Below are 16,232 nucleotides of genomic sequence, written 5' to 3'. Positions count from 1 at the left end.
GGAACGGGCGGTGCCAGATGTCGCCCAGCGATCCCGAGCAGGAGGGGACCCATGTCCATCAACGAATCCCTCAAGAAGACCATCGACGATCTCGATCTCGACCGCCGGGTCGAGGACCTGAACCGGCTGGCGAAGAAGACTCTCGAGGACGCCAAGGCGCAAGCTAGTGCCCTCGCCGCCGACAACCGCGGCAAGGTCGACGACTGGGTGGCCAAGGCTACCGAGGCCGTGGACGCCCGCACTGACGGGAAGTACCACGACAAGATGCAGAAGTTCTCAGTCGCCGTGGGCAATGCCGTGGACAAGGTCGCCGAGCGCGGTCCGGGCCGCTCCTCGCCCGCCGACTCGGCCTTCGACGACGCGGCCAACGCCGGCATGCCGGGCACGGCCTTCGCTCCGGAGTTCCCGCCGGCCGACGCCCGGCAGGACGCGACCGACCCGGCCGGATCTGTTGACGATTCCCGGGCCGAGGCGCCGGCCTCCGCGGCGGACGCCACCGACCGCGAAGGCCTGGGCTGGCCCGAGGGCGACGGCCGCGTCGGCTGATCCCGGCGCATCGGGCATACGGCAGGGGCCCGCGTCACTCATTTCTCTCCGGATGCCGAAAGGTTGAGGTTCGGAGTGCCTAGAAAGTCACCCGAACCTCAACAAAGTGGCATCCGGAGAGAAATGGGAGGTCAGTTGAGCAGGCCGCCAAGCATGCTGCCTGAGCCGCCGCTCTGCTGCTGGTGGCCCCCGTCGGTGACGGACTCACTCGGCTGGACCAGGACATAGCCCTGCCCGGAGAAGGCCATTTGCAGCAGTTCGCCGGTGCCGCCGCGGATCATCGAGCCGATCCCGCCGGTGTCGACGCGCACATCCATCCGCACGCCATTGGTCCACATGACGACCGCCTGCGCGTCGCCGAAGGTGGGGGAGGAGGCGACGTCAAGGGCAACCGGGTCACCCTTGGTGGTGATCGCGACATAGCCCGTGCCGCGCAGCGAGACGTTGTAGAGGCCTCCGGTCATCGCCGCGCCGCGCGCCTGGATGCGGTGAATGTCCCACTGGATGGAGTTGCTGAAGGCCAGCACGTTGTTGCCATTGACGGAGATCGCGTCCTCTTGGAGGTACATGATCTGCACTTCGCGATTGTCATCGGCGAGGAAGAGATCGCCCTGGCCCGAGCAGGTCATCATCGAGACGCCCTCGCCGGAGACCGCGGACTTGAACATCCGACCGAGGCCGGAGCTCTGCTTGGTGAAGCGGACATCGCCCTGATAGGCCACCATCGAGCCGGCCTTGGCCATCACCTCTCCGTAGCGCATGTCGACCCGGAGCATCTTCTTGTTCTGCAATGAGAACGGATCTTGCGTTTCCTTCTCGCGGAAGTCCTGAAAAAGCGACCCGTGAATGGTCATCTCATCTCCCCATCGGGTTCGTGGCCGCCGGTGGACGGCCTCGCTCAAACCGTAGCGCCGAGGCGGGCTGCGGCATATCGTTTCCACAAATCAAGGTGTCCGACGAAGGAGTGTGCGATGGGGTTCCTGGACAAGGCGAAAGCCGCGGCAATGGACCTGCAGCAGAAGGCCGATGCGGCGATGGCCAACTCGGGGATGATGGGCGGCAGCCCCATGGGGGGCGGGCCGATGGGGGGCGGGGGTATGCCGGGTGGTCCCGCCGATCGCCTGCTGCGTGATCTCGGGGTGCTCACCTATCTCAACGCGATGGGGCGCCCCGGCTCGGCCGAGGACTACCAGCGGGTGATGGAGCAATTGCGCTCGCTGGAATCCAGTGGCGGACTGAACCTCTCGCTTTCCCCGGCGGCCCCTCCCGGCTATGGCGCACCGGGCGCGCCGCCGCCCCCGCCCGGTGCCGTTGCCGCGGCCGCCGCTGCGGCCTCTGCTGCGCCGCCGCCACCTGTCGCCGCCCCGCCTCCCGCAGCTCCGATGCCCGCGCCGGTGGGAGATGCGCCAATGGGTGGGTATGCCGCCCCGCCGCCCCCGCCCGTGCCGTCGCCTGCTGCGGAGGCCGGAGAGACAGGAGCTGCCGCGGCGGATGAGGCGAACGGACCGGGGGCCGAGGGCACGGCATACCCCGACCCCACCTTCGACGAGACGCCCAATGGCGACGTGCTCGCGGACTCCACCATCGTCGATGTGCAGGAGCAGATCACCGACCTCGGTGGCGGCGGTGGAACGGCCCCGCCGCCACCCCCGCCCTCCTGGGCCTGAGCGGCCCCAGCGACCCTGCCAGCCTGAGGTAGCCTTGAGGGCATGGCAGGGTCGTTGCTGCTTAGTCAGCCGCGCTGACGCGACCGAGAGGACGTCACCGCGGCATACCCCTTCGTGTCCGGAGGGGTTTTTTGATGCCTGAGCAGCACCACCGAATGATGACGAGAGAGTCGATGAGCGAGACGCCGCACCGCTATACGCCCGAGCTGGCCCAGGAGATCGAGGTCGCCTGGCAGGACCGCTGGGAGGAGGAGGGCACCTATCACGCCCCCAACCCGACCGGTTCGCTCGCCGACCCGCAGGCCGTGGCCGAGCTGAGCGGCGGACCGCTCTTCGTGCTCGACATGTTCCCGTATCCCAGTGGCGCTGGCCTGCACGTCGGCCACCCGCTGGGCTATATCGCCACCGATGTTTATGCCCGCTACCAGCGGATGCTCGGCAAGAACGTCCTGCACGCGCTGGGTTATGACGCCTTCGGCCTGCCGGCGGAGCAGTATGCCGTGCAGACCGGCCAGCACCCGCGCAAGACGACAGAGGACAATATCGCCACGATGCGCCGGCAGTTGCGGCGCCTGGGCCTGGGCCACGACGACCGTCGTTCGGTCGCCACGACGGACCCGGAGTTCTATCGCTGGACGCAGTGGATCTTCTTGCAGATCTTCAACTCCTGGTTCGACGCCGACGCCGATGCCGGGCGCGGGAAGGCACGTCCGATCGCCGAGCTGATCTCGGCCTTCGCGGCGGGCGAGCGGGAGGTGCCCGGCGGACGGGACTGGGCCGAGTTGAGCGACGCCGAGCGCGCGACCGTCATCGACGATCACCGACTGGCGTATGTCTCGCAGGCCCCTGTCAACTGGTGCCCCGGGCTGGGCACGGTGCTGGCCAATGAGGAGGTCACCGCCGACGGCCGCAGCGATATCGGCAACTTCCCGGTCTTCCGCCGCAATATGCGCCAGTGGATGATGCGGATCACGACCTATTCCGACCGGCTGCTGGACGACCTGGACCGGCTGGACTGGCCGGAGAAGGTCAAGCTGATGCAGCGCAACTGGATCGGTCGCAGCCGGGGGGCGCAGGTTCGCTTCCCGATCGCGGGCTCCGACGAGGGCATCGATGTCTTCACAACCCGCCCAGACACGCTCTTCGGTGCGACCTTCATGGTGCTGGCGCCCGAGCATCCGTTGCTGGAAACACTTGTCCCCGAGGGGGATTGGCCGGAGGGCACGAAGCCGGCCTGGACGGGAGGTGCGGCCTCTCCGAGGGCGGCAGTCACGGCATACGCCTCCGCGGCAGCGGGCAAGACGGATCTGGAGCGGCAGGCGGAAGGCAAGGGCAAGACCGGCGTCTTCACCGGCGGCTTCGCGATCAACCCGACCAATGGGGAGCGGATTCCGGTCTTCGTCGCGGACTACGTGCTGATGGGTTATGGCACCGGCGCGATCATGGCCGTGCCCGCGCAGGACCAGCGCGACTGGGACTTCGCGATCACCTATGACCTGCCGATTGTGCGGACCGTGCAGCCGGGCGAGGGCCACGACGAGTCGACCGCCTTCACCGGCGAAGGCCCGGCGATCAACAGCGCCAACGACGAAATCTCCTTGAACGGCAAGGGAATTGCCGAGGCGAAAGCCGAGATGATCGCCTGGCTTGAGGCCAAGGGGATCGGCGAGGGCACGACGACCTACAAGCTGCGCGATTGGCTCTTCTCTCGCCAGCGCTACTGGGGCGAGCCGTTCCCAATCGTGTATGACGAGTCCGGTCACGCCATCGGGCTGCCGGAGTCGATGCTGCCCGTGCAGTTGCCGGAGGTCGACGACTACCGGCCGCAGGCGCTGGATCCCGATGACGACATCTCCGAGCCGGTGCCGCCGCTCGCGCGGGCGACCGAGTGGACGAGCGTTGAGCTCGACCTCGGCGACGGTGTGAAGACCTATCGTCGCGAGCTCAATGTCATGCCGCAGTGGGCCGGGTCCTGTTGGTATGAGCTGCGTTATCTCGATCCGCGCAACGAAGAGGCTTTCGTGGCGCCGGGGAACGAGGACTACTGGATGGGGCCGCGCGAGAGCGCCGTTGCCGGTGCGCCGGCAGGTTCGCGCGATGTCGGTGGGGTCGGGTTGTATGTCGGTGGGGTCGAGCACGCGGTGCTGCACTTGTTGTATGCCCGTTTCTGGCACAAGGTGCTCTTCGACCTGGGCCACGTCTCGTCGGAGGAGCCTTTCCGGCGGCTCTACAACCAGGGCTATATCCAGGCCTATGCCTTCCGCGACGGTCGCGGGCAGACGGTCCCGGCCGCTGAGGTGCAGGAGCACGCGGGCGCCGATGGCGAACTGACCTGGTCGTGGCAGGGCGAGCCCGTCTTCCGGGAGTACGGCAAGATGGGCAAGTCTCTGAAGAACATCGTCACGCCCGATGACATGTATGCACAGTATGGCGCCGACACCTTCCGCCTCTACGAGATGGGCATGGGGCCGCTGGATCAGTCGAAGCCGTGGGAGACCCGGGCGATCGTCGGCAGCCAGCGCTTCCTGCAACGCGTGTGGCGCAACGTGATTGACGAAGAGACGGGTGCTTTGCGCGTGGTTGACGCGCCCATGGATGCGGCCACGGAGCGAGCGCTGCACAAGGCGATCGATGCGGTGGGCGGTGACTATGCGGGCTTGTCCTTCAACACCGCGATCGCGCGGTTGACGGAGTTCAACAACGCGTTGACGCGGCTAGAGACGGTGCCGCGCGAGGCGGCTGAGAAGCTGGTGCTGATGGTGGCGCCGATGGCTCCGCATATCGCCGAGGAGTTGTGGGCGCGGCTGGGGCACCCGGAATCCCTTGTGCGAGAGACCTTCCCGGTGGCCGACCCGGCCTTACTCGTCGACGAGACGGTCACCTGCGTCCTGCAGATCAAGGGCAAAGTGCGCGACCGGATCGAGGTCTCGCCGTCGATCTCCGAAGACGAGCTGCGCGAGCTGGCGCTCGCGCGGCCGCGGATCGCCGAGGCGATTGCCGGTGGCGTGCGGACGGTCATCGTGCGCGCGCCGAAGCTGGTCAACGTCGTGCCGTTGTAGGTCGTCCCCGGTTGGCCGTCGGCTAAGTCGCCGACTCGACGGCGGCCTCTTGTTCGTCCTGACTCTCGGCGTGGCTCGCTGGGCAACTGAGTGTGGGCATGTTTGTCCACAGGCTCGGGCGGCTGATCGGGGTTATCCACGGATTTTGGCGACCCCTGGTGGCTGGCCGATGTCATTCTTACGTTGGGGGACATGACATTTGGCCACCGCGAAGATCCGGCGCAGCGCCTGCGGGCGATCCTGCGCGAGGCGCTACCCGAGGACGATCCGGGGGCTGACGACCTCGTGGGGGTGCCAGCTGGTCGGCACTCGCGGCCGCCGGTCGTGTCGATGCCCTTGGGGCTGCGCGAGCGCTTCACGGCGGTGCCCCACCCGGTGGTCCTGGCCTTCCTCGTTGCCTCGCTGATTGCGGGCGCGATCCTCGGGCTACGGGTAGCTCGGGCCGAGGCCGGGGCGCAGCCGATCGCGCCGCTGGCGTCGACGTCCTCGACGGGGGCTCCTGGTGCTGTTGCGACGGGGGATGGGGGAGGATCTGCGCGGCCATCCGCAACGGATAGCGGCTCGTTGGCGACGGTCCTGGTGCATGTCGTTGGCCAGGTTCGCTCACCGGGAGTGGTGCGCGTTCCGGCCGGAGCCCGGGTGCTCGACGCCATCGAGGCGGCCGGTGGGGCTGGGTCGAAAGCCGATCTCGCCGCCGTCAATCTCGCGAGACCCGTCGTGGACGGTGAGCAGGTGCGGGTCCCGAAACCGGGTGAGGACGTGCCTGGCGCGGTTGGCCCGACAGGGGGTGCATCGTCGCCCGGCGCGAGCGCCAAAGTGTCGCTCAACACGGCCGACCTGTCCGCCCTCGACAGTTTGCCCGGCGTCGGACCTGTTCTGGCGCAACGGATTCTGGACTGGCGAGCGCAGAATGGGAAGTTCGCCAGCATCGACCAACTCGGTGAAGTCAGCGGCATCGGCGAGAAGCTCCTGGCCCAACTCACCCCCTTGGTTGTGCTCTGAACGTGCTCTCCCGGACCCGCGATCGCCGCGTCGTCGTCGACGACAACGGGCACGTGTGGCGAGTCCGTCCGGCGCCCAAGCGCACCTCGCCCAAGCGTCGGGTGGATCTGCGACTGCTGGCTCCCGCACTGTCGGCCTGGGCGTTGGCCGCGGCGACGCTGGGCACCGGGGCACGCGAGAGATGCGTGGCCGCGCTCGGTCTGCTCGCGTTGGGTAGTGCATTGGCTTGGTGGGGTCGGCCACGCCATCGGCGCGGACACCGCCCCGCTCTGTGGGCGGCTTTGTGCCTCTGCGTCATGGGTATGACGTTGCTCGCCGCCGGGGCCGCCGACGCTCAGCGCCGGGCCGGCCAGGTCGACGATCTTGCGCGTGTTCAGGCGGTCGGGCGCATCGAGGGTCGGGTTGTTGGCGAGCCGATTGACATCGGGAACGGCCGAAATGTCTTGCGGCTCAAAGTTGAATCCATGACGGCACGTGGTGTCACAACTCGCGAAGCTGCCCAGATCCTCGTCGTCGGCGATCAACGGTTCGCCGGCCTGACCTGGCAGCAACCGATCTCGGTGCTGATGCGGTTGCGCCCAGCGGACCGCGCGGAGCCCATCCTGGCAGTCGGGAAACCGCTCGCGGCGCCGAGCCTGCGAGGTGGGCCGCCGCGCGTGGTTGGGTGGTCCGCATACGTTCGGGAGCGGCTCGGGCACGCAGTCGCCGACTTGCCTGCGGATGCCGCCGGACTAGTGCCGGCGATGGTCTTCGGCGACACCTCGCGCTCACCGCCCGAACTCACGGACGACATGCGTGATGCCGGATTGGCTCATCTTTCAGCCGTGAGTGGCGCAAACGTGAGTTTGCTGCTTGTCGCGGTGCTGCCAATGCTTGCCCTGGTGGGCGTGCCGCGTCGCGGCCGGCCGGCGTGCCTGCTCGCCGTGGTCATCGCCTTCGTCATCGTGACGCGCCCCGAGCCCAGCGTCATCCGCGCTGCGGTGATGGGATCGATCGGCGTCCTCGCCGTCTTGCGGTCCACACGGGCGGCCGGGGCGCCCGCCCTGGCCGCCGCGATCGCCCTGCTGCTGATGGTCGACCCCTGGCTGGCGCGCAATGCGGGCTTCGCGCTCTCGGTGCTCGCCACCCTCGGGCTTGTGCTCTTCGCGGCGCCGTGGGCCGCCGCCCTAGCGAAACGGCTTCCCGGCCGTTCGCCGGTCGTCGCTGCTGCTCTGGTGGTGCCGATGGTGGCGCAGTTGGCGACGGCGCCGATCGTGGTCATCCTCCAAGGCAAAGTCAGCGTCGTCGGGGTGCCCGCGAACATCCTGGCCGCACCGCTGGTCGCACCCGTGACCATCGCAGGGCTGGTGCTGGCGGTGCTGTCCAGCGTCGGGCTGCCCACCGGGCCGCTGGCGTGGCTCCCGGGCGCCCCTGCCCTCGCCATTGCGGAGGTCGCGCATCGCGCCGCCGCTGTGCCGTGGGCCAGTGTGGGATGGCCCGAAGGAGCCTGGGGCGCAGCGCTATTGGCTGCACTCACCATCGCGGGGCTGCTCGGCAGCCGGCGCATCGCGTATGAAGCTCACGCCCACCCTGGGCCCGCAGTGGTGGCTTTGACGCTCGTGCTCGGAGTGACCCTCCCGGTGGGTTCCATGGCGTGGCCGCCCGGTCCGTGGCAACTGGTGGCCTGCGATGTCGGCCAAGGGGATGCGCTCGTCCTGGCGACCACGCCCGGCCATGCGGTGCTTGTCGATGCCGGACCTGAGCCGCGCGCGGTCGACCGCTGCCTGCGACGCCTTGGCGTGCGCGTGCTCGATCTCGTTGTGCTGACCCACTTCCACGCCGACCATGTCGACGGTCTCGCTGGGGCGTTGCGGGGTCGATCTACCGCAGCCATCGTTGTCTCGCCGGTCGCCGAACCCGCCGATCGGGTTGCCGCTGTGCACCGGCTCGCGGGCGCGCGCGGCATACCCATCCGGGAAGCAGTGTTGGGGCAGGAGTTCGCGATGGGACCGCTACGGCTGCGGGTGCTCGCGCCGGTTCGGCGGATCATCGCGGGCTCCATCCCGAACAATGCAAGCATCGTGGTGAGTGCCCACAGCGGGGATCTCGACGCCCTGCTCACGGGCGATATCGAGAAGGAAGCCGGCGCCGCGTTGCGAGCCTCGCTGGCGAAAAGCCCTGCAGCACACCCGCATTTTGATGTCGTCAAGGCGGCGCACCACGGCTCGGCCAATATCGACCCGGCGCTCATTGCCATGGCGGCGGCGCCGCTGACGCTGATCAGCGTCGGTGCCGACAACGATTACGGTCACCCGTCACCGCGACTACTCGAGCTTGAGGCAAATCTGGGAAGCACCGTCCTGCGCACCGATCTCTCGGGAGATATCGCCGTCTGGGTCGAGGGCGAGCACGTGCTCACCCGCACCACTCACAGGTGATAGTCGAGGACTGCTTCGGAGTCGACACGATCGGCGGCGACGGCGGGGAAGGTCGGCAGCAGATCCGGCGAACCGGCGACATCGGTCAAGGCCTCAAGGGCGGCCGCTACGGCCGGAACATGCTGCAGGTCGGCGGTTGTCACCGCCACAATCTCGCGCCGCGACGCGGGGATAACCGGACGGATCACGACATCCGGATTGAAAGCGGTGCGCGCGATCAAGTCGGGAATCAGGGCAACGCCCAACCCCGCGGCCACCAAGCCCTGAACGGCGACATAGTCCTCGGTCTCGAAGCTCACCGCAGGTGTGAACCCGGCCCGCCCGGCGAGATCGAGCAGATGCCCGCGGCACCGCGGGCAGCCGGCGATCCAGGCGGCGTCGGCCAGGGCGCGCAGGGGCACCGGCTCGTCCAAGCTGGCCAGCGCATGGTCGGTGGGCAGCGCGACAAGCACTTCGTCGTCGAGCAGATGCCGAGTCACGAAGATGTCGAGATCTTCCTCGCCGCGGGCCACATCGGTGCCGGCATAGGTGAAGGCCACGGCCAGATCACACTCGCCGGCGCGCAGCGCCGCGAGCGACTCGGGCGGCTCGGCCTCCGTGAAGGTCATTGACACCCCGGGAAAGCGATCCCGCACCAGGGCCAAGGCCTTCGGCACCAAGGTCGCGGAGGCCGACGGGAAAGCCGACAGGCGCACGCGTCCGGCCCGCAGACCCGCGAGCGCCGCTACCTCCTCCTCGGCGGCGTCCAGCGCCGCAAGCACGGTCCCGGCGTGCCGGGCGAGGGCGTGCCCGGCTTCGGTCAGCCGGACGGTGCGTCCAACGCGATCGACCAAGGGCGTGCCAACCCGCTGTTCCAGGCGCCGAACCATCTGCGAGATCGCGGGCTGCGAATAGCCCAGCGACGCCGCAGCGGAGGTGAAGCTGCCCTCGTCGGCGATGGCCCGCATCACGCGGAGCCCGGCAGCATCGATCACCGGGCCACCATAACGCAGCGTTATAGGCCAGCCCGAGGACGACGTGAGGCACGGCATACTGACGGGGTGTCCGCGTCGCCCACCCATGTCGCGCAACTCGCGGCATACCTCGGCTCCGGGCCGCCGCTGGTCTTGACCGGCGCGGGCATCAGCACTGATTCCGGTATCCCGGACTACCGCGGCCCGGATGGAACGCGCCGGGTGACCCCGATGTCGCATCAGGAGTTCGTCTCCAGTGCGGCTGCGCGGCAACGCTATTGGGCCCGGTCGTATGCCGGGTGGTTACGTTTCGCCGCCGCTCGCCCCAATCCGGGGCACCGGGCCGTTGCCGCCCTGCAGTCCGACGGCCGGGTCGGCACGGTCATCACCCAGAATGTCGACCTGCTCCATCAGGTGGCCGGCGCGCGCGATGTCGTGGACCTGCACGGCCGGCTGGCCGACGTCATCTGTCTGGATTGCTCGGCCCGCTATCCGCGCGAGCAGATCCAGGCCTGGCTCGCCGAGGCCAACCCGCAGGCGGCCGACGGCATCGACCGCGATCCCGGCGGTGGATCGCGGGTCTCGGCGCAGATCCGCCCGGACGGCGATGTCGTGCTCGCCCCCGAACTCATCGAGGGATTCCGCAGTCCCCGCTGTCTGGTATGCCGCGGCGACCGGCTCAAGCCCGATGTCGTCTTCTTCGGAGCCAGCGTGCCGCCGGAGCGCGTCGCGCACTGCTTCGAGTTGACGGATGCGGCGTCCGGCTTGCTCGTGATTGGTTCTTCGCTGATGGTGATGAGCGGCTTGCGTTTCGTCAAAAGGGCTGCGGCACAAGGCAAACCAATCGCTATCGTCACCAAGGGACCGACCCGCGGCGATGACCTCGCCACCCTGCGGATCGACGCCGACATCTCGCCGCTGCTGCACGCCGTGGCGTCCGAGGTTACGGCCCTGGCCTAAGGCACCGACGGCACGCGGGCGCACCCCGCGGGGTGCGCCCGCGTGTCTGAATCAGACGCGCCGCAGGACGGCAGTGACCTTGCCCAGGATCGTCGCGTGGTCACCGTCAATGGGGGAGAAGGCGGTGTTGTGCGGCATCAGCCACACCTTGCCGTCCTTGCGCTTGAACGTCTTCACCGTCGCCTCGTTGTCCAAGAGCGCGGCGACGATATCGCCATTGTCGGCGGTGGGCTGCTGCCGCACGACGACCCAGTCCCCATCGCAGATCGCGGCGTCGATCATCGAGTCACCGACGACCTTGAGCAGGAAGAGCGATCCCTCGCCGACGATCTGCCGCGGCAACGGGAAGACGTCCTCGACGACCTCCTCTGCGGTGATCGGCACGCCGGCCGCAATCCGGCCGAGCACCGGGACATATGACGCCTCGGGCCGAGCGTCGCCCGAACCGGTTTCGTCGATGAATTGCTCCTCCACGTGGTCCCCGGGCCGGTAGCCCCGGGCTTTGGGGGCGTCCGGCGAGACGACCTCAATCGCGCGCGGGCGGTGCGGGTCGCGCCGGAGGTAGCCCTTGCGTTCCAGGGCGTGCAACTGATGAGCAACAGAACTAGGAGAAACCAGGCCGACGGCTTCGCCGATCTCACGGATGCTCGGGGGGTAGCCGCGCCGGTCGATGCTGTTGCGGATCACCTCAAGGACGCGTCGCTGCCGCACCGTCAGGGCCTCGCCGCCGTCGCGTTCGGGCAGTGAATGGACCTGGCCGCTGCCATCCTCTGTGCTCATCGCTGCCTTCCGTCCCTTTCGTAGATCGCATTTTCCCTGCTCAGAGGGGCTGTCAGTGCCCCCTGTCAGGCTTTCTGCCATGACCTTGAGCCTAGGGGGTCGACGCGTTCAGATCAAACATCTGTACGAGCGTGTCTTGCTCCTCGGGCTCGGATCGTGCTAGACATCGTACAACCGTTCTATCGAACGAACATTCGATAGACACGCCGAAGGGAGATAGGGATATGAGCGCAGCAATCGCTTGGGATGGTGTCGAGGCAGGGCGCCTCGTGGGAACTCGTGGTGGGCGCTCCCGTGGCCACCTTCGCCTGGTGCCGACCGCTGCGCCAGCGCGGGTGGCCCCGTCACGGCCGATGCGTCCAGAGGCTACTGGTTTCCGCTTGACCCGCCTCGGTCGACTGTCGATCACCCTCTTTGCTGCGGTCGCGCTCTGTGCGGGCCTGGCCCTTGCGTATGCCGCGGGGCCCGGTGCGGCGGCCCCCGCGGGAAGCGGGGAGCGGGTCGTCGTCGTCCAGTCCGGGCAGACCCTCTCCGGCCTGGCACAGGCCTATCTGCCCGAGCGCGGGATCGTCAACGCCATCTCGGCGATCCAGGTGGCCAATGGGCTCTCCAGCGACCGCCTTCTTGCTGGTCAGCGGCTCGTCATTCCGGCGCGCTGAGACCTCGTTGATGGCTGGTGGGACGCCGCCACGCCGGTGGACCCAAAGGGTTGACGTAGTGGCTACTTTCTCCGTAGAGTCCTACATCTAGTGGTTACACGCATGTAGTTCGTCCACATCTAGTGCACATCCGCAGCGTTGTTACCCACAGGTTGTCCCCATCTTGTCCCCGGTGTCATCCCCAAAGTCGCGTAGATCGGAGTGGTCGTGCACTGTCCTTTCTGCCGCCACACCGACTCGCGCGTGGTGGATTCGCGCACCAGTGACGACGGGGCGCAGATCCGTCGGCGCCGCCAGTGCCCGGACTGCAATCGCCGGTTCACCACGATCGAGACGGCCGGGCTGACAGTCGTCAAGCGTTCCGGCGTCTCCGAACCGTTCAGCCGAGCCAAGGTCCTCGCCGGCGTCCGGAAGGCCTGCCAAGGCCGCCCGGTCTCCGAAGACGACCTGGCGCTGCTGGCCCAACGGGTCGAAGAGAGCGTGCGCTCCGCCGGCAATGCCGAGGTCGATGCCCACGACGTGGGGATGGCCATCCTCGGGCCGCTGCGCGACCTCGACGAGGTCGCCTACCTTCGCTTCGCGAGCGTCTACCAGGCTTTTGACTCCTTGGAGGACTTCGAGGCGGCGATCACGCTGCTGCGGGCCGAACGCAGCCCGGTCGACGATCCGCTGATCGGCGCCCCATAGGACTCCCGGGCGCCGGTCGCGACGCGCGGCCGGTGCCCGGTGACCACACGACATACGCATCACCACACCACCCAGGAGAGAGATCCATGACGGAGACCGCCCGTCCCAGTGCCGCCCGTTCCGGAAAGGCCAAGGGCCTGACGATGCAACGCATCTACACCACCGCCGGCGTCCACCCCTATGACGCGGTCACCTGGGAGAAGCGCGACATCAACCAGACCAACTGGAAGACCGGCGAGGTCATCTTCGACCAGAAGGGCGTGGAGTTCCCCGAGTTCTGGTCGGTCAACGCTTCGACGATCGTCACGACCAAGTACTTCCGTGGCGCCGTCGGCACCGAGGCGCGCGAGCACAGCCTGCGCCAGCTCATCGACCGCGTCGTGCTGACCTACACCAAGGCCGGCAAGGAGCACGGATATTTCGCGAGCGACGAAGACGCCGAGATCTTCGAGCACGAACTCACGCACGCCCTGCTGCACCAGGTCTTCTCGTTCAACTCCCCGGTGTGGTTCAACGTCGGCACCCCGAGCCCGCAGCAGGTCAGCGCCTGCTTCATCCTCTCCGTCGACGACTCGATGGACAGCATCCTCAACTGGTACAAGGAAGAGGGCTTCATCTTCAAGGGCGGCTCCGGCGCTGGCCTGAACCTCTCGCGCATCCGCTCTAGCAAGGAACTGCTCTCCTCCGGGGGCACCGCCTCCGGCCCGGTCTCCTTCATGCGTGGCGCCGACGCCTCCGCTGGCACCATCAAGTCCGGTGGCGCCACCCGCCGCGCCGCCAAGATGGTCGTCCTCGATGTCGACCACCCGGACATCTATGAGTTCGTGGAGACCAAGGCCCGCGAAGAGGACAAGATCCGCGCGCTGCGCGATGCCGGCTTCGACATGGACCTCGGCGGGCGAGACATCGTCTCGGTCCAGTACCAAAACGCCAACAACTCGGTCCGCGTCACCGACACCTTCATGCGCGCGGTCGAGGAGGGCACCTCCTTCGGTCTGACCTCGCGCAAGGATGGCTCGGTCATCGAGGAGGTCGACGCGCGCGACTTGATGCGCAAGATCTCCGAGGCTGCGTGGGAGTGCGCCGACCCGGGCATCCAGTACGACGACACGATCAACGACTGGCACACCAACCCCGAGACCGGCCGGATCACCGCGTCCAACCCGTGCAGCGAGTACATGTCGCTCGACAACTCCTCCTGCAACCTGGCGTCGCTGAACCTGCTGAAGTTCCTCAAGGACGACGACACCTTCGATGCCGCGACCTTCCAGAAGGTCGTCGAGCTGGTCATCACGGCGATGGACATCTCCATCTGCTTCGCCGACTTCCCGACCGAGTCCATCGGCAAGACCACCGTCGACTACCGCCAGCTCGGCATCGGCTACGCCAACCTCGGCGCCCTCCTGATGGCGACCGGTCATGGGTATGACAGCGAGGGCGGCCGCGCGCTCGCGGCGAGCATCACCTCGCTGCTGACCGGGGCGGCATACAAGCGCTCCGCGGAGCTCGCCGGCGTCGTTGGCCCGTATGCCGGGTACGCCCGCAATGCGGACGCGCACAAGCGCGTCATGCGCAAGCACCAGGCGGCCAATGATGTCGTGCGCACGCGCCACACGATGGACGCCGACATTCACAAGCTCGCGACGAAGGCGTGGGATGACGTCATCAAGCTCGGCGAGAAGAATGGCTACCGCAACGCGCAGGCCTCGGTGCTGGCCCCGACCGGGACCATCGGCTTCATGATGGATTGCGACACCACGGGCATTGAGCCGGACTTCTCCTTGGTGAAGTTCAAGAAGCTCGTCGGCGGTGGCTCGATGCAGATCGTCAACCTGACCATCCCGCGCGCGCTGAAGAAGCTCGGCTACACCGGCGAGACCATCGAGGCGATCGTCGAGTACATCGCGGACAAGGGGCACGTCGTCGGCGCCCCCGGCCTGAAGACCGATCACTACGAAGTCTTCGACACCGCGATGGGCGAGCGCGCCATCTCCCCGATGGGGCACGTGCGGATGATGGCGGCCACGCAGCCGTTCCTGTCCGGCGCCATCTCCAAGACCGTCAACCTGCCCGAGACCGCCACGGTCGAGGAGATCGAGGACGTCTATGTCCAGGGCTGGAAGCTCGGTCTGAAGGCGCTGGCCGTCTACCGCGACAACTGCAAGGTCGGCCAGCCGCTGTCCGACGCCGGGTCGACCGCCAAGGACAAGGAAGCCGCCGCGGCCGCGCCCGCTGCTGCCCCCGTCGTCGAGAAGGTCGTCTACCGCCCCACCCGCGAGCGCCTGCCGAAGCGCCGGACCTCGCAGACCACGTCGTTCGCGGTCGGTGGCGCTGAGGGCTACCTCACGGCCGGGACGTATGAAGATGGTCGCCTCGGCGAGGTCTTCCTCAAGTTCGGCAAGCAGGGCTCGACGCTCGCGGGCGTCATGGACGCCTTCTCGATCGTCACCTCCGTCGCGCTGCAGTATGGCGTGCCGCTGGAGACCTTCGTCGAGAAGTTCACGAACATGCGCTTCGAGCCGGCCGGTATGACGGACGACCCGGATGTGCGCATGGCGCAGTCCCTCATGGACTACGTCTTCCGCCGCCTCGCGCTCGACCACCTCGACTTCGAGACCCGCTCCTACTACGGCATCCACACCGCCGACGAGCGCGCCCGTCAGCTCGAGACCGGCTCGTATGCCCCGGCCGAGGAGTCGAACGAGGAACTCGAGGAGGAGTTGGAGTCGATGGCCCAGGGCATCGGCAGCTCCGCCCCGAAGAAGACCGCCGAGGCCAAGCAGACCCCGGAGCAGGCGGGCGTGCACCGCCTCGACGCCTCCCAGGTCCACTCCGGCGCCGGCGCCGCCTCGGCCCGCGAGGTCAGCGCGGACGTCCACAGCTCGGCCGACCTGCTCGCGAAGTTCGGCAACAGCAAGGCCGCCGACGCCCCGATGTGCATGACCTGCGGCACCAAGATGCGTCCCGCCGGCTCCTGCTACGTCTGCGAAGGCTGTGGCTCCACCTCCGGCTGCAGCTGAGTAGCCGAATCAGGTAGGCAACGAATGGGGCCGGTCGTCGACGACGACCGGTCCCTTTTCGTGCGGTTGCCCGTTGGTGGGAAGCGGCTCGTCGAGCACCGAGGAAGCGCTGAGTTAGCGGTGGAGCGCTGAATTCGTGGCGGAGCATAGGTATAGCAGCGCTCCGCTGCGATATGAGCGCTCCGCGGAGAGGTGCGCGCTCGGCCGCGGCCTCGGAGTAGCAGTCAGGCCCGCTCAGGCGCTGAGGAAGCCCTGGAAGCGTTGATCGAGTCGGTCGCGGTCGGGCTGGTCGCTGCCTTTGACCGGCACGTGCAGAGTCCGGCCGTCCATTTCTTGCAGGCCATGCTTCAGCATGGGACCGTCGACTTCTCTAAGAAGACGGCGATTGACCCGCACGACATAGTCCGGGCTAATCCTCGATCCACCGATGGGCTGATGGCGTGGGGTTGATCGTCGTCTCGGGCTGAGGAGGCGAGCAGGGG

Annotated in this window: 12 protein-coding genes and 1 pseudogene; 9 read left to right on the top strand and 4 right to left on the bottom strand. The window is 67.8% G+C overall.

Annotated elements, in window-relative coordinates; translation table 11 throughout:
- Positions 1-51 precede the first annotated feature (51 nt).
- Positions 52-546: an Rv0909 family putative TA system antitoxin gene (locus ABD225_RS02560; protein WP_344080818.1), complete on the top strand. Its 495-nt coding sequence runs from the start codon at positions 52-54 to the stop codon at positions 544-546.
- A 131-nt stretch (positions 547-677) separates the two neighbouring features.
- On the opposite strand, the gene ABD225_RS02555 is transcribed toward ABD225_RS02560, so the two are convergent.
- Positions 678-1,400 (bottom strand): AIM24 family protein, encoded by a 723-nt coding sequence (locus ABD225_RS02555; RefSeq protein ID WP_344080815.1) that lies wholly within the window; start codon positions 1,398-1,400, stop codon positions 678-680.
- A 117-nt stretch (positions 1,401-1,517) separates the two neighbouring features.
- On the opposite strand from ABD225_RS02555, the gene ABD225_RS02550 reads away from it, so the two are divergent.
- The 4 genes from ABD225_RS02550 (at position 1,518) to ABD225_RS02535 (ending at position 8,691) form a co-directional block, all read left to right on the top strand.
- Positions 1,518-2,213, top strand: a complete 696-nt coding sequence (locus tag ABD225_RS02550; protein WP_344080812.1) for a hypothetical protein — start codon at positions 1,518-1,520, stop codon at positions 2,211-2,213.
- Positions 2,214-2,386: 173 nt separating this feature from the next.
- Positions 2,387-5,272: a leucine--tRNA ligase gene (gene leuS / locus ABD225_RS02545; protein WP_344080809.1), complete on the top strand. Its 2,886-nt coding sequence runs from the start codon at positions 2,387-2,389 to the stop codon at positions 5,270-5,272.
- 192 nt (positions 5,273-5,464) lie between these two features.
- Positions 5,465-6,274, top strand: a complete 810-nt coding sequence (locus ABD225_RS02540; protein WP_344080806.1) for a helix-hairpin-helix domain-containing protein — start codon at positions 5,465-5,467, stop codon at positions 6,272-6,274.
- Between the two features lie 2 nt (positions 6,275-6,276).
- The gene (locus tag ABD225_RS02535) at positions 6,277-8,691 is read left to right on the top strand and encodes a ComEC/Rec2 family competence protein (RefSeq protein WP_344080803.1); all 2,415 of its coding nucleotides are present in this window, start codon (positions 6,277-6,279) and stop codon (positions 8,689-8,691) included.
- Here the strand turns inward: ABD225_RS02535 and ABD225_RS02530 are convergent.
- Positions 8,682-9,665, bottom strand: coding sequence for a LysR family transcriptional regulator (locus ABD225_RS02530; RefSeq protein WP_344080800.1), 984 nt, complete (start codon positions 9,663-9,665; stop codon positions 8,682-8,684). The two genes, ABD225_RS02535 and ABD225_RS02530, sit on opposite strands and share 10 nt — an antisense overlap.
- A gap of 66 nt (positions 9,666-9,731) precedes the next feature.
- Here ABD225_RS02530 and ABD225_RS02525 point away from each other — a divergent pair, with 66 nt between their 5' ends.
- Complete coding sequence (locus tag ABD225_RS02525; protein WP_344080797.1) at positions 9,732-10,604, top strand: NAD-dependent protein deacetylase; 873 nt, start codon at positions 9,732-9,734, stop codon at positions 10,602-10,604.
- A 51-nt stretch (positions 10,605-10,655) separates the two neighbouring features.
- Here ABD225_RS02525 and lexA read toward each other — a convergent pair whose 3' ends face one another.
- The gene (lexA, locus tag ABD225_RS02520; protein WP_344080795.1) at positions 10,656-11,384 is read right to left on the bottom strand and encodes a transcriptional repressor LexA; all 729 of its coding nucleotides are present in this window, start codon (positions 11,382-11,384) and stop codon (positions 10,656-10,658) included.
- Between the two features lie 380 nt (positions 11,385-11,764).
- Between lexA and ABD225_RS02515 the strand changes: the two genes are divergently transcribed.
- The 3 genes from ABD225_RS02515 to ABD225_RS02505 all read left to right on the top strand — a co-directional run bounded on the left by ABD225_RS02515 (position 11,765) and on the right by ABD225_RS02505 (position 15,750).
- Complete coding sequence (locus ABD225_RS02515; protein ID WP_344080792.1) at positions 11,765-12,043, top strand: LysM peptidoglycan-binding domain-containing protein; 279 nt, start codon at positions 11,765-11,767, stop codon at positions 12,041-12,043.
- A 207-nt stretch (positions 12,044-12,250) separates the two neighbouring features.
- Positions 12,251-12,730: a transcriptional regulator NrdR gene (gene nrdR, locus ABD225_RS02510; RefSeq protein WP_344080789.1), complete on the top strand. Its 480-nt coding sequence runs from the start codon at positions 12,251-12,253 to the stop codon at positions 12,728-12,730.
- 86 nt (positions 12,731-12,816) lie between these two features.
- Complete coding sequence (locus tag ABD225_RS02505; RefSeq protein ID WP_344080786.1) at positions 12,817-15,750, top strand: vitamin B12-dependent ribonucleotide reductase; 2,934 nt, start codon at positions 12,817-12,819, stop codon at positions 15,748-15,750.
- Positions 15,751-15,984: 234 nt separating this feature from the next.
- Here ABD225_RS02505 and ABD225_RS02500 read toward each other — a convergent pair.
- Positions 15,985-16,232, bottom strand: a pseudogene (locus tag ABD225_RS02500) (hypothetical protein); the annotation flags it as partial.

Source organism: Nostocoides veronense (assembly GCF_039531185.1).
In the GTDB taxonomy this organism is placed as follows: Bacteria; Actinomycetota; Actinomycetes; order Actinomycetales; family Dermatophilaceae; genus Nostocoides_A; species Nostocoides_A veronense.
This window is presented reverse-complemented; position numbering and strand designations above follow the sequence as displayed.